This is a genomic window from Vibrio sp. 1CM8B (assembly GCF_023161685.1).
Lineage (GTDB): Bacteria > Pseudomonadota > Gammaproteobacteria > Enterobacterales > Vibrionaceae > Vibrio > Vibrio coralliirubri.
The window spans coordinates 18,479-32,577 of record NZ_JALNTU010000021.1 but is presented as its reverse complement, the minus strand read 5'-3'; the positions used below and the strand labels follow the sequence as shown (position 1 = coordinate 32,577).

Annotated in this window: 16 protein-coding genes; 5 read left to right on the top strand and 11 right to left on the bottom strand. The window is 45.7% G+C overall.

Annotation, left to right across the window (positions count from 1 at the left end):
- Positions 1-70: 70 nt before the first annotated feature.
- The 3 genes from MSG36_RS23035 to MSG36_RS23025 form a co-directional block, all read right to left on the bottom strand.
- Positions 71-691: a lysoplasmalogenase gene (locus tag MSG36_RS23035; RefSeq protein ID WP_048615031.1), complete on the bottom strand. Its 621-nt coding sequence runs from the start codon at positions 689-691 to the stop codon at positions 71-73.
- 586 nt (positions 692-1,277) lie between these two features.
- Complete coding sequence (locus tag MSG36_RS23030) at positions 1,278-1,424, bottom strand: hypothetical protein (RefSeq protein WP_248369846.1); 147 nt, start codon at positions 1,422-1,424, stop codon at positions 1,278-1,280.
- Between the two features lie 200 nt (positions 1,425-1,624).
- On the bottom strand, positions 1,625-1,999 hold the full coding sequence (locus MSG36_RS23025; protein ID WP_004736595.1) for a hypothetical protein: 375 nt from the start codon (positions 1,997-1,999) through the stop codon (positions 1,625-1,627).
- Positions 2,000-2,243: 244 nt separating this feature from the next.
- Between MSG36_RS23025 and MSG36_RS23020 the strand changes: the two genes are divergently transcribed.
- Positions 2,244-2,573 (top strand): DUF2500 domain-containing protein, encoded by a 330-nt coding sequence (locus MSG36_RS23020; protein ID WP_017061032.1) that lies wholly within the window; start codon positions 2,244-2,246, stop codon positions 2,571-2,573.
- Between the two features lie 60 nt (positions 2,574-2,633).
- Here MSG36_RS23020 and MSG36_RS23015 read toward each other — a convergent pair whose 3' ends face one another.
- From MSG36_RS23015 to rhtB, 7 genes are all read right to left on the bottom strand, one after another.
- On the bottom strand, positions 2,634-3,647 hold the full coding sequence (locus MSG36_RS23015) for an acyltransferase (RefSeq protein ID WP_248369844.1): 1,014 nt from the start codon (positions 3,645-3,647) through the stop codon (positions 2,634-2,636).
- Positions 3,648-3,807: 160 nt separating this feature from the next.
- The gene (gene arsJ / locus MSG36_RS23010; RefSeq protein WP_048610756.1) at positions 3,808-5,028 is read right to left on the bottom strand and encodes an organoarsenical effux MFS transporter ArsJ; all 1,221 of its coding nucleotides are present in this window, start codon (positions 5,026-5,028) and stop codon (positions 3,808-3,810) included.
- A gap of 221 nt (positions 5,029-5,249) precedes the next feature.
- A complete protein-coding gene (locus tag MSG36_RS23005) occupies positions 5,250-5,741 on the bottom strand; it encodes a cyclin-dependent kinase inhibitor 3 family protein (RefSeq protein WP_048615023.1) in 492 nt (163 codons plus the stop codon).
- Positions 5,742-5,762: 21 nt separating this feature from the next.
- A complete protein-coding gene (locus MSG36_RS23000) occupies positions 5,763-6,764 on the bottom strand; it encodes an ArsJ-associated glyceraldehyde-3-phosphate dehydrogenase (RefSeq protein ID WP_248369842.1) in 1,002 nt (333 codons plus the stop codon).
- A gap of 173 nt (positions 6,765-6,937) precedes the next feature.
- Positions 6,938-7,279 carry a metalloregulator ArsR/SmtB family transcription factor gene (locus MSG36_RS22995; protein WP_012605038.1) on the bottom strand — a complete coding sequence of 114 codons (342 nt, stop codon included), beginning with the start codon at positions 7,277-7,279 and terminating at the stop codon, positions 6,938-6,940.
- A 99-nt stretch (positions 7,280-7,378) separates the two neighbouring features.
- A complete protein-coding gene (locus tag MSG36_RS22990) occupies positions 7,379-8,599 on the bottom strand; it encodes an EAL and HDOD domain-containing protein (RefSeq protein ID WP_050622211.1) in 1,221 nt (406 codons plus the stop codon).
- A gap of 45 nt (positions 8,600-8,644) precedes the next feature.
- Positions 8,645-9,262 (bottom strand): homoserine/homoserine lactone efflux protein, encoded by a 618-nt coding sequence (rhtB, locus tag MSG36_RS22985; protein ID WP_029405646.1) that lies wholly within the window; start codon positions 9,260-9,262, stop codon positions 8,645-8,647.
- Positions 9,263-9,343: 81 nt separating this feature from the next.
- Here rhtB and MSG36_RS22980 point away from each other — a divergent pair, with 81 nt between their 5' ends.
- Both MSG36_RS22980 and MSG36_RS22975 read left to right on the top strand, forming a co-directional pair.
- Positions 9,344-10,324: an alpha/beta fold hydrolase gene (locus MSG36_RS22980; RefSeq protein WP_050622210.1), complete on the top strand. Its 981-nt coding sequence runs from the start codon at positions 9,344-9,346 to the stop codon at positions 10,322-10,324.
- A gap of 182 nt (positions 10,325-10,506) precedes the next feature.
- Positions 10,507-11,334 carry a Cof-type HAD-IIB family hydrolase gene (locus tag MSG36_RS22975; RefSeq protein WP_048658888.1) on the top strand — a complete coding sequence of 276 codons (828 nt, stop codon included), beginning with the start codon at positions 10,507-10,509 and terminating at the stop codon, positions 11,332-11,334.
- Between the two features lie 87 nt (positions 11,335-11,421).
- Here the strand turns inward: MSG36_RS22975 and MSG36_RS22970 are convergent, their stop codons facing one another.
- A complete protein-coding gene (locus MSG36_RS22970) occupies positions 11,422-11,889 on the bottom strand; it encodes an EVE domain-containing protein (RefSeq protein WP_248369840.1) in 468 nt (155 codons plus the stop codon).
- 39 nt (positions 11,890-11,928) lie between these two features.
- Between MSG36_RS22970 and MSG36_RS22965 the strand changes: the two genes are divergently transcribed.
- Both MSG36_RS22965 and MSG36_RS22960 read left to right on the top strand, forming a co-directional pair.
- Entirely contained in the window at positions 11,929-13,473 is a 1,545-nt protein-coding gene (locus MSG36_RS22965) for a hypothetical protein (RefSeq protein WP_248369838.1), read from the top strand.
- Positions 13,474-13,475: 2 nt separating this feature from the next.
- Positions 13,476-14,072 (top strand): DTW domain-containing protein, encoded by a 597-nt coding sequence (locus MSG36_RS22960; protein ID WP_248369836.1) that lies wholly within the window; start codon positions 13,476-13,478, stop codon positions 14,070-14,072.
- Positions 14,073-14,099 lie beyond the last annotated feature (27 nt).

Here is a 14,099-nt window from a genome sequence, read left to right as displayed (position 1 = left end):
GAACTAGACGTAGAGTACCTACTTTCATCTGAGCTGCCTTGATGTAGCTCAGAGTTAAGTTAGCTCTACCCTAAATGGTAAGGGAAGCAACAATGAGAGCGTGAGCCAGAAAGTAGCTGCCCGTCACCCAAAAGTAGGCACCCTTAATTGGGCTACGATAGAAATTTAGCGCGTATGCCAATGCTGAAAGCAGCAACACGGCACAACCCGCAAAACCCACCGCATGCGACAGTTGAGGATCAAGCAACCAGAGCTCACCAGAAGCCCATGCAAGCTGAATAAGCACGATACCCATGATAACCACAGGAAAGACGAGTTTGTCTAAACGAGGCAGAAGCAAGAAGAAAGCAACGACACAAGCCGCCAACAGCAGCGCGAACAACCACCAGACCATTTCTCCTGATAGCTGTAACCAAAATGCTTTGCTGTAACAGAGCTGAGCCAGCAAGAAGCAAACAAAATGCAGTGGACGTTTTTGAGTAACAGTATGCAAGACATCTGCGATCGCAGAGACCGCCAACCCAGCAACGACCCAATAGGTAAAATCAGCAACGACAGATTGAGTTAAAGCAATGGTCGCTAATAATACATAGGTAAAAACCTTATACGATAAGGCCTGACCGATATGTCCATGTTTCGTTCCTGCTATTGCTCCGATACCAGACAAGGAAACCGCCAACCAACTCCACATACCATTTGCCCTATTGCTTTAAATCGTCGCCAGTCTAGGCACACGAGTGTTGATGTAAAGCCTCAGCCCCTCAAAATTGGATCTTGATTACGCTTCCACTAAAAAGAGTCTCTTTAGATTGAAGTCGTAACAATTACCACCATGACAATGGCCATTCGTTTAAAACTAGAACGAATCAACATAAAACCCATTCAAACTGGCATTAGAGTCGCCATACTTGAATTTTGGCCAATTCTAACCTGTCGGCCCCACCAAAACCGGCCTAATTCCGTCAAATACCACACTTAAAAAATTAAAATAACCACATTTAAAACAAATAATAACAATAACTTAAACAAACAAACTCAAGATTAATAGGGAAATAAAAACGCCAACCAAGCCTAGACTTGTAAAGTAGCCAGTTTTCTTTTTTAACGCCCAGTTTTGTCAGGTTATTTCAAGCCTCCGGTAAAAATCGCCACAAAAACCAAGCCGAAAACTTAAAAAACCAACCAAAATCAACCTAGCCACCACCAACCTCTATTAATACAGTTTAACAACCTTTAACAATATAAATTACACAAAACAACCATTATAAAACAACAAGTTAAATTAAATCAGAACAAACATAAATCACAACGAACAAATTAAGAACACACCATAAAACACAGTTAAACACTGCCAAACCAGCCAAAAACTCATAGTTTTCTACTACTTTTAAAGCTTTCGAAAGTAATTCTTGATCTAAAGCCATAAGTAGTGCTATTCTTTAAAACATAGCGAGAGACAACCAAATTTAGGAGTAGTGTTATGATTTCATCTTCGCAAAGACAAGGACTTGTAATGATCGCGGTAGTTGTAGGTCTAATGACACTACCGATGATGTACTAAGCAAGTTACAGATAAAAAAAGGGACGCCATGAGCGTCCCTTTTTTTGTTCAATTTTTTCATTTTCACTTCGAAAACAGATGCAGTGTTAGCACATCCCAGTTCGCATAATAGAAACCTGCGGCAGCTAAAGTCATTGCCATCATCAGTAAGATCGCAACTCGCCAGATAAAACGACCACTACGTGGAGTCAGCTCCTTCTCGCAGTCGTTACACATCATGATAAACTTATGTTGGTCTTCCAACTTAGCCTCATGTTCATTGACTACCTTATTACGACACGTTGCGATATAGCGCAGCTTGCTCACCATATCGTGCGGTAGCCTTTCTTCACAGCTTGTTACAAGCTCATGCAATCCTTCGCCTTCGGCATGATATTGAAGCCTCAATAATTTCTCTATATTGCGAGTTCTTGTCACCACTTTTTCAATATCGGTCATCTTGGCCCTCCCACTCCACACTATAATTCTAGTCGAGCATTTCCCTATTCTTATACAAAATCACTGTTATTTACGAGAGAAAGAGACAATAAATAACAATGCTTTATCCCAAACTGACCATTAAATGTGATGTCTGCCGAAAAATAATCAGCTTGGCTTACAACAGTTCACGAATAACGGCTTTAAACACATATCCCTATTGCCTGAAAGACTAGAATAACCATCACGACTACATGGAGGTTATATGCCTAATTCACTCTTTTTTGCCATCTTTGCTCTCGCTGCTCTAGCGGCTTGGGTATTTATTGGTTTCTATCGAAAACACTCGCAAGGTGAAAATGCGCCAGAGAAGAAAGTGAATGTCACGGTGTTAGACAAACAATCGATCGACCTTCCTGACGCAGAACCGGGCCAAGAAGATCAAGAGTACTGGATTTACGTTCAACGTGGTGTGGTTGGTCCGAAGCGAGAATTCCAAGTCGGCATCCACTATTTCCACGCCCTTAACCCTGGCGACAAAGGAACCTTAACCTACCAAGGCGATAAGTTCTTACACTTTGCGTTGAAGCGCTAAACGTCAGCCGCTTCAACTTTCGTCCCTAAGCAATCCATCAGAAAGCCTTAGCACTCACCGCTAAGGCAATAACCAACGCGTTTTCTCTGACTTAGACACCAACCAACTCATCCATAACGCGCCAGCTCCGCTGATCACGATCCATAATGGAATAACCCAAGCCGGGTGTCCTTGGTACCAACCGAACTCTTTCATCGGCCACAAGAAAATCGGGTGCAGCAGGTAAATACCCAAGCTGTGTTTACTGATAAAGCCAACTACTTGGTTACTCTTCTCAGACAAGCCTTCACCATAGTAACGGCATACCATGAACACCATGCTCGCGGCTAATACGGTATTCAACGTTTTGTAAGATAACCAGCGCCCTACCGTGTACTCTTCTGCAACCAAGCTTGCATCAACAACCATGTAAACCGTGGTTAGTAACGCTAGCCCACCCAGTAACACACTCACGCCAACAGTCATCTTGTTAAGTGGCACAATTTTATACAGCAAGTAACCCAATGGTAAGTAACCGGTGTACAACCACAACTCGTGACTCCAAGGGCCATCGATTTTCAGTAAGAACAGTAATGTTGTGAACAACCATACCGCCGTAAAGACATAGACCGATCTATCACCGTACTTTCTAACCATGATCTGCAAGAAAGGAATCACAAAGTAGAGCGGAATGAAGTAATAGAAGAAACCAAGGTGGTAATAGGTGTAATGATGGTAGCTATTAAGCAACACGTCCCAACTGACGTTGGCATCAAAGCCCATTGCCGACCAACCTGACAGATAGGTATAGAAAAGCGACCAGACAATGAAAGGTATCAGTACCTTGCCCAGACGACGCTTGAGGTAGTATTTGGCGTCAAACGGGCGCTGATCACTGAGCATCAGTGCACCAGTAATCAAGATGAACACAGGTACTGCCCAGCGGCTGAAGCCGTTTACCGTTATGGCAGTAAGCCATTCACCGAAAGGAATAGTGCCCAATTCATTGCGATAAGGCGCCAAAACATGAATCGCGATAACCGCTACGGCCGCGACACATCGTGCTAAATCAAAAAAGAGAATTCGCTGCTTCATGTAAATGCCTGATTAATATTCAATCATTCTACTATAGCAATAAAAAAGCTGACCGGAATAAATACCAAGTCAGCTTAGTGTTAAAGGAGATGCTTATCGCGAATTTAGCTCATACGACGCTAGCTTATGCGACTTTGGCTCTCAATCATGCGGCTGAAGCTTATGCCGCTGAAATTTGCGGTACTTTCGGTAAACGCAGAGAGATCACCGTCGTTATCGCTAAGAATGCGAAAGAGACCCACAGACACGCAGACAAACCTGCCATTTGGAATACCAAGCCCGACAATATCGTGCCAATCAAACGACCCATCGCGTTTGCCATGTAGTAGAAACCGACATCAAGAGAAACGCCATCGCCTTTCGCATAACTCACAATCAAATATGAGTGAAGTGATGAGTTCACCGCAAAGATGGCACCAAATACCATCAAACCACCCACGATAACGAGCTCTGGTTGCCAACCAATCTGTACTGCATAAGCGATAGCAGCGGTCACGATAGCCAACGCCCCCGCCCATAACAGCGCAGCATGGCCATCTGGCACCTTGCCTTGAGCTTTACCAGTAATCTTCGGCGCTATGCCTTGTACAAAGCCATAAGCGATAGTCCAAGCCGCTAAGAAACCGCCAACCCATGAGTGATCCCAACCAAACACACTGCCTAGGTAAATCGGCAAAGCAATCACAAACCACACATCACGAGCACCAAATAGGAACATACGCGCTGCAGATAGGATGTTGATGGATTCAGACTTAGAGAAGATCTGTTTGAATTTAGGCTTGGTTTTCGCTTTACCCATGTCCGCTTCTAAGCTCAACACACTGCCAACGAAGACCAATGCCAACACGGCTGCCATCGCGAGCACAGCGTATTGGAAGCCAATCGTTGAAAGCAGCAAACCACCAATAAAGAAGCCAGCCCCTTTAAGCGCATTCTTAGATCCGGTCAGAATCGCAATCCATTTATAAAGCGCGCCCTGTTGTTCATCAGGAACCAGAGTCTTAATCGAACTCTTGGCACTCATCTTATTGAGGTCTTTAGCGATACCAGACAAGGCTTGCGCCGCCATGACCCAAGGAATGGTCAGCATTGCCGTTGGCACAGCGAGCATACCCAAGGCGACAACTTGCATGCCTAACCCGATATTCATGGTCTTATTGAGGCCAAGACGTGCCCCTAACCAGCCACCGATTAGGTTAGTCACCACACCAAAGAATTCATAGAAAAGGAACAGTGAGGCGATTTCTAACGAACTGTAACCAAGGTCGTAAAAATACAGAACCACCAGCATACGAAGTGCACCATCAGTAATGGTGAAGTTCCAGTAGTTAAAAGTCACCAACATGTATTGGCGAACGCTCTTACTTAGATTTGAAAACATAACGCTATCTCTGCAATCTAAACAAAAAGAGCTTTTAGATCATAGGTGTCCAAAAGCTCTAATTCTTACTTTCCACTTAACTTATACTCAAAATAATTGGAGTTGCAGCTAGGCAACAAGCAAGTTCAGCCCTATGAGCATAGGTGTTCTATGTGATTAGGGCGGCCGGCGTTCCGGTGAACTTGCGCAGTTAACAACGCTGCAGGTTCAAGTATGAAGAGCTACGCAGAAGCTACGCCGTTGATATACTCAACCTGAATAGGCTTAGTAAATGCGCCGGGACGCAGTGCCTGCACCTCTTGAACAACCTTGCTCAAATCCCAGCCTTTTTCTAACAGTAGGTGAGCCGCGAACAAACCAGTGCGACCAGAGCCACCCATACAATGCATCGCAACCTTGCCGCCGTTATCAACGATGTTATGTAGCTCAGGGCTAGCCGCTTGCCACTTCGCAGCAAAATCAGCACCCGGTGCACAGTCGTCTTCAATTTCGATTTGGAACCATTGCATGCCTAGCGCACGTGTTTTTTCACCAAGTGCCGCCACGTCTTTGCTTGCAAGCTCATGGTCATCAAGTGCTGTCACGATAGCTTCAACGCCTTGCTCTTTTAGCTGAGCCAGTGATGCATCAAGCGTTGCTTCTTTTGTACCTGGGCATGGAGTCAGGATTAGCGCACCTTGCTCTAGGTCTAGTTGCCATGTTGGATGTGTCATTATATCTTCTCCAGATTCTTATTAAGCAAGGCCAACGGTACGAACTAGCTCAGCGGTACGTGTCGCGTAACCCATCTCGTTGTCGTACCAAGCGTAGATCTTAACCATGCGCTTACCGACCAACATCGTTGATAGTGCATCCACGATTGTTGAGCGTTGGTCGCCTTTGTAATCGATAGAAACCAGTGGACGCTCTTCAAAGCCAAGAATACCTTTTAGTTCATTCTGAGACGCTTCTTTCAGCATCGCGTTAACTTCTTCTGCCGTGGTGTCTTGCTTCACTTCGAAGATGATGTCTGTCAGAGAAGCGTTCGCTAGCGGTACACGAACTGCGTGGCCGTTGATGCGGTTTTCTAGCTCAGGGAAGATCTCAACAATCGCTTTGGCGCTGCCCGTCGTTGTTGGGATAAGACTCATGCCACATGCACGTGCGCGGCGTAAGTCTTTGTGCGGCGCATCAAGAATAGTTTGCGTGTTAGTTAAATCGTGAATAGTGGTGAAGGCTGCGTTCTCGATACCAAGCTTCTCGTTGATCACCTTAACCACTGGCGCGATACAGTTCGTTGTACAAGACGCTGCCGTTACGATTTTGTGTACCGCAGGGTCGAAGATATTGTCATTCACACCAACAACGATGTTTGCGATGCCTTCTTCTTTCACTGGCGCCGATACCACAACACGTTTCACGCCCTGCTCTAGGTATTTGTTTAGGAAAGAGGTCTTACGGTGAACACCTGTCGCTTCGATAACCACATCACAACCAGACCAGTCGATCGCATCGATGTCGCGCTCTTGTGTGGTCTTGATGCGCTGGCCATTAATGATCATCTCGTCGCCTTCAACAGCCACTTCGTGATTCCAACGACCTTGAACCGAATCGAACTCAAGAAGGTGAGCCAGTGTTGTCGTGTCGCCAGCAACATCGTTAATTTGAACAAACTCTAGCTCTTCCCAATCGAAAGCTGCGCGAAGTGCTAGACGGCCGATACGACCAAAACCATTAATACCTACTTTGACTGTCATTTTCTGTTCTCTCAGTTAATTGCCTTCATATTTGAAGCCGCAGCGTTGTTGACTGCATTCACTTACCGGATCGCCGGCCGCCCTAATCACATAGGAAACCTATGCTCATAGGGATAAGTTCACTTGTCGCCTAGCTGCAACTTAAACTATCTTGGCAATAAGTTTTAATGTATTTAAACGCAACATTGAGGACGTGAAGTCATCGCTTCTAGGCGCTCAATATCTTGTTGGTATTCAGTTTTCAAACAGTTCGATGCGATAAGGTCATCAATTAACTTTAGCATCCAACCCGGTAAATCATTAGCAAGGCGATAGAACACCCATTGCCCTTGGCGAACGTCAGTCAAAATGCCGTTTGAACGCAACTGCGCAAGGTGGCGTGAAACCTTTGGCTGACTTTCTTGTAATGCCTGAGTCAACTCACCAACAGAAAGGCACTCTTGGCGCACAATCATCATTAAGCAACGCACTCGCGTTTCATCAGACAGTAATTTAAAAAATTGGTGAGGAAGCATAATTACATACTCATATATGGATATGCGTATATATTAGTTATAAAAAAACGCACGTCAAGGCGTGCGTTTCAATTGTCATAAAAGTTTAACGAAGAAATATCAGAGCTTGTTAGTCACGGTATGGCTCCAGCGACGAGCTTCAGTAAGCTCCGTTTTGACCTGATCCACGCTTAATCCTAAATCAGCGCAGTGCTCATCAATCTGTTGCCAATCGGCATGTTCAAAGCTCTCTTCAAGTGCGAGCAAAGTACCATATGGCCCTTCTCTACGAAGCAGAGCCACCTTGATACTTTTACACAAAGGCAGTTGCTCAACTAAATTCTCTAACGATAGGTCGAGCAATGCATCCAGCAACGAGAACAAACCAATCATAAAGGCTTGCTCGGTATGTCCTTCAAATGCCTGATAACGAGACATACGCTGGCAAAACTGTGCTCGCTGCAAAGACAAGCCATACAACTCTTTCGGTTTTTTATCCGAAACGTAAGACGCCACCGCCAGCGAGACAAACATTTTCAGTTTTTCTTGCCCTAGATACACCAAGGCCTGACGGAATGAAGAGATGGTCACCTCTAGACGAGGCGACATGGTGTTCACAAAGCGCAGTAGCTTATAAGACAAGGCGACATCTTTCGCGACGATGCTCTCGACACGCTGAAAGTCGACATCGGGCTTACACACTTCTTGGAACAGCTCCATGGCAATCACTTGCTCTGGGCTAATGTACTTAGTCTTGATGATTTCCGGCTTGCTAAAGAAATAGCCTTGGAAGAACTTAAAGCCCGCCTCTTTGGCTTGCTGGAATTCTTGTTCGGTTTCGACTCGTTCAGCAAGAAAGCTAAACTTTTTCCCTTGATGTGCTTTGACCAAATCACACGCCTCATCCAAGCCCATCTGCATGATATCGAGCTTAACAATATGCGTGTATTTGAGGAAACGTTCCCATTCTGGCGTCGAAGTAAAGTCATCTAGAGCAATCATGTACCCCGCTTGATAAAGCTCTTTAACGGCTTCTAATAATTCGTCGGTCGGTTGGCAGGTTTCAAGGATCTCAACCACCACCTTGTCTTTCGGCAAGCTCAAAGGCAACCGACGAATCAAGCTTTGGTAAGGGAAGTTAATAAAGCAGCGTGAAGATGGGATCGATGGGTTAAGCCCAACCGACAAGAAGTTCTCAACGATCAGACGATACGTTGCTCGATTAGACTCTATATGCGCTGGATAGGCATTCCTTTCTCCGTCACGAAACAGCAGCTCATAACCAAGCGTGTTCTTCTTACGGTTTAAGATAGGTTGTCGAGCAACGTAGGTAGCGGTCATTTCTTGATAACTCTAATTGGTTTAACTTTAACTCTATTGCTTTGATTAGGCTTTGGCAGCAGCCAGCAATGCGCCGCAGCCCATGAACATACCACCAAAGATTTTATTTATCTTACCCATTATGCGATCTGAACGAATAAAACGTCCCATTTGCGAAGCTAATGAGGTGTAACCCAACATAACAACGCTATCAATGAATACTGTTGTAACACCTAATACTAATAATTGCGGTGCTTGCGGCTGTGTTGGATCGATAAATTGAGGGAAAAGAGCCACCAAAAACACAATAGATTTTGGGTTGGTAAGGTTAATCAGCACCGCATTTCTAAGCAGCTTACCACTCGATAGCATCGAGTTTTCTTGTGAAGCCACTAAGCTAGAGTTGTCACGCCACTTTTGAATACCCAACCAAAGAAGGTAAACCACGCCCACCCATTTGATGATGGTGAACGCCAACGCGGATTGAGCGACTAATGCACCAATGCCCGCGCCCACCAGCATGATGTGGAATGCAAGACCGAGCTGTAAGCCCGCGATCGACGCAAGTGACTTCTTGGTGCCATAACTTAGCCCATTGCTGATTGAGTTAACGGTACCTGAGCCCGGAGCCAAACTAAACAATATCGCCGTGACGACATAAGCAAGCCAAACATGAGTATCCATTTGCATTTCCTTACTAGTTCTTTAATCTAACAACATTAGTAGCAATAAAGCTCTCACACGCATCAGTTCAGGTAATTTCCCATGGAAAACCACAGCGGCGCCCCGATTTCGTACACGCAAGAACCTCAATTCGAGCAAGCGATTAAACACCCGATCCCCACCCTTTGGCAACAACGAAAAGATGGGTATGTAACAACATCCGGTAAAAAGAAGCTGTACTGGTGTAGCCTGACTTCAGAGACTCATACCAAGGCGATTGTTATTTCAAATGGCCGCATTGAGTGCTGCCAAAAATACCAAGAACTTTTTTATGATTTCTATCAACAAGGCTATGACGTTTATTCATTTGACCACCAAGGTCAAGGCCAGTCTGAGCGTATGGTAACAGACTCTGACATTGGTCACATTCATGAGTTTGATGATTATGCATCTGACATGTCTGACGTCATTGCCAGTTTCGATCTCAGTAAGTATTCCAATCGCTACCTGCTCGCACACTCAATGGGCAGCACCATAGCCACCCGCTACCTACAAACCCATCCAGACCACCCATTTGATAAGGTGACTCTGTGTGCTCCGATGTTTGGTATCAATACCGAGTGGTACCTGAAACCTATCGCGATGATCGTTGGGCAAGTGCTCACCGCTTTTTATACCAAGCCGACTTACGCGCCGGGCCAGCAAGCATATTATTCGAAGCCTTTTGAAAACAACTTACTAAGCCACAGCAAGGTTCGTTATCAGTGGTTCCGTCGCTTATATGACGAGTCTCCATCTTTGCAGGTGGGTGGACCAAGCACGCGTTGGGTGTGGCAAGGGTTAATGGCCGCCAAGCAAGCGATTCAACAAACTCGTCAAATCAAGATCCCTCTGCTATTGATTCAAGCTGGGGATGAAAAGATTGTCAGTAACAGTGCCCAAGTAAAGTTCATCTCTAAGCTGAAGAAAACCAACTCTGATTGTCAGTTTAAGTTGGTTGAGGGTTCTAGGCATGAGGTGTTGTTTGAGCAAGATGAATATCGCAATCAAACACTGGATGCGATCAATCAGTTTTTCGCCTAAAGCCAATAGGCTAAGCAACCTACCAAGAAAATAAGCGCTAAAGAGGAAGAGAAGTAAGTGAGCTTTGCCCTCTTTTCTTGCATGAATTTGGCATACAATTTCTACCTAGAGATATTGTAGTTAAAACGATTCTAGCGCTGGCTAGCGTCAATATTGGTTAAGCATTTTGCAATGAGGGTTAAATGAGTATTCCTGCACTAAAAGATTCCGTGAAAATTGTTGCTTCTGATTTAGATGGTACGCTTTTGGCTCCCAACCATCAGCTAAGCGACTTTACCAAGCTAACGCTTAAGAAATTACACGACCAAGGTTATACCTTCATCTTCGCTACGGGTCGTCACCACGTCGATGTGGCGGGTATTCGTCAGATAGCAGGCATTCCGGCGTACATGATCACTTCAAACGGTGCACGCGTGCATGACCAAAACGATCAACTGATGTATAGCCAGAACGTACCTCAGGAACTCGTTCAGCCGGTTATTGATATTGTGCGCCAAGATCCAAACCTCTTTATTCACATGTACCAGAATGAAGATTGGTTACTAGACCGTGAAGATGAAATGTTGGCTAAATTCCACAGTGAGTCTGGCTTTAGCTACAAGCGCTTTGAAGCTGAAAACGCACCAAGCGAAGGCATCGCGAAAGTCTTCTTCACACATCCAGAACAAGACCACGAATATCTCGTCACGTTTGAACAAAAGCTAAGAGATGCTTTTGGCGACAAACTGAACATCGCCTTCTCTACACCTTGGTGTCTGGAAGTGATGGCAGCTGAAGTCTCTAAAGGCCACGCTCTAGACGCTGTTGCGAAATCACTGAACCTGACACTGGACAACTGTATTGCCTTTGGTGATGGCATGAACGACGCTGAAATGCTGGCTATGGCAGGTAAAGGGCTAATCATGGGCACATCACATGAGAAAGTGATGAAAGCACTACCAGACAATGAAGTGATTGGCAGTAACGCAGACGATGCTGTTGCTCACTACCTAGAAAAGCACCTGCTCTAATCTCGCTCGTTGAAGAGATCTGAATAATTAAAAAGGCAGCCAACTGGCTGCCTTTTTTGAACCTTACGTAAAAAGCTCTCTCTAACGCTATCGAGAACCTAGCACTTCTTTGCTTAAGATTGCCTGCCACTCTTGTTCGGTAACCGGCATGATCGATAAGCGATTACCGCGCTTCACCAATGGCATTTCGGAGAGTTCAGGCATGGCTTTAAGCGTTGCCAAAGGAATCAAGCGCTCAGTCACTCGCACAAACTCGACATCCACCATGATCCAACGTGGGTTATCGGGTGAAGACTTAGGATCGTAGTAATCACTCTCTGGGTCGAACTGAAAGTGGTCTGGGTAGGCTTCTCTGGTTACTTTAGCGATCCCCGCTACGCCAACTTTTTTGCATGATGAATGGTATATCATCACCAAATCTCCAAGCTTGACGTCATCACGCATCATGTTTCGAGCCTGATAGTTGCGTACACCCTCCCAACAAGAGGTTTTTTGTACTCTCAGGGCCTGAATAGAGAAGGTGTCGGGTTCTGTTTTAAATAACCAATATGCCATAATAAATCCAATTAACGGTTGCTCCGAGGAAGATATAACATGAAGGTAATGAAAAACCCAGTGACATGGCTAGTCGCGTTCGCTCTACAAGGCTGTGTTACGGCACCTGATACGCCACAACAACCTGAACAGCCCCCAGCAACCTTGGATGAGCCACTGAGCATTCAACCACAAACCTTCATCATGCGTGGTCAGGTGGTGGTTGGTCATGAAAGCCGAACCTTCACTCCTTGCGGTAGCCAACAACAATACTGGCTAGACTTATCTCCAGAGTTAGCGTTAGAAGCACAAGGGCTCTCAACGAGACCTTACCAAGCCTTATATGGCGAGCTGATTGGTCACCTAACTGTACCGAGCCAAACGGGTTATAACGCAGATTTCACAGCCCGTTTCGTGGTTGACCAAGTGAACATCCTAACCGCAGAGAACCCAGAGCGCTGCGACCAACCACTGCGTTCAACACGAGTATTTGGTAATGAACCCTTCTGGTCAGCAACCTTCGATAAAGACCAGCTCAAATACACTAAGATGGGCGAACAGCCACAAACCCTCGATATTGAATCAAGCCGCACCACATCGAGCAGCCGTGATTACCAATTAGAAGGTAAAGCAGCACAAGGCAAACTCAACCTTACGAAAGAGAGCTGTAGCGACGGCATGAGCGATTCTATCTATGGGTGGCATGCCAAGCTTAACCTCAATGACAGTGACTACAATGGTTGTGCGACAGTCTCTAACCAAGATCCAACACTGGATTGGAGCGGACTCTACTTCGCTAGCTCAACGCAAAACTCAGGGTTATCTATCAACCTTGAACTCAACAATGACCACAGTGCTATCACGACTTATTCATACAACAATGGAGACCCTTCTATTGTTGAACAAGGCTTCTGGCAGCAACTGAACCAAAATCAGGTACAAGTGGTTATGACTCGCCATCAGCAACAGTATTTGATCTCCGAGCGCATCTTCACACTCGATAATGGCAAGCTAATCGCTGAAAAAGAGAAAGTGGGCAACGTGGTGTATCCGATTGCCAATGGCGGTCTGGTGCTATTCGCAGCTAAGAGTGCGCAAGCGCAAGTAAACACCATCACTAACGTTGATCTAACCGCAAAGCAGGTCAACTCCAGTGATCAACTTGATCCAAAAGTCGACCAAGCGATCCGCGAATACTTTAAGATCAACAACAGCTCACCTGACGACACCAAATACCGCTGGTTAACCTACGACCTCAACGGCGACGGTAAAGAAGAGCTGTTCGCCCAACTCGATTGGTGTGGTTCTGGTGGCTGTACCCTGCTAATTTTCGAAAACCATCAAGATAACTGGCGCTTCAATAGCCGAGTGACACTGGTTAAGGGCGACATACGCTTAGGTAAATCGCAAAACCACGGCTGGCAGGATCTGATATTCAACGTCAGTGGCGGCGGTGCAACAGCTGCGAAACACACACTGTCATACTCTGGTGTCAGCTACCCGCTAAACCCAAGTGTCGCTCCAGTAGCAGATGATGCTGATATCAGCGACGTGGTTTTGTTTGCTGATGGTATCTCACCCGCACAAAGTGGAGTGAAGCTGTAAACATGAGTAACCAACAAGCTTGCCCTGGTTGTGGCTTTACTCACCAATGTATTTGTCACCTGATACCTAGTGTCGAAAGCGAAATCGATCTTGTACTGCTCACTCATGAGAATGAACTGTCGCGCGATACCAATACCGGAAAGCTGCTTCAGCAATCCCTTAAGCAGTGTCAGTCCCTTGTATGGCAAAGGAAAACACCACCAGCGGAGCTAATGGCACTGCTTGACGATGAAACACGACAACCGTTTCTGTTATTCCCGAGTGATAAAAGCATCGAGTGCCAACAAGCTGTAATGACCCAAGCCCAGAGTCGTAAGCCGCTATTCATCATCTTGGATGGCACATGGCAAGAAGCGAAGAAGATGCTTAACAAGAGCTCGTGGTTACAAGCCGTTCCACAAGTTCACCTCGACATCACCAGCGAATCCTCTTACACCTTGCGCCGCAATCAAGACAGCGGCCACTTGTGTACTTGTGAAGTTGGGATTGAGTTACTCAAGTCTTTAGGTGACAGCGAGCCAGCCAAGCTCATTGATGACTACTACCAACAGTATCTAAAAGTTTTCCACGCCGACAAGTGTGGCCACGCCCTCAAATAGACGAAGCAGGCGCGCGGGAAGGCAATA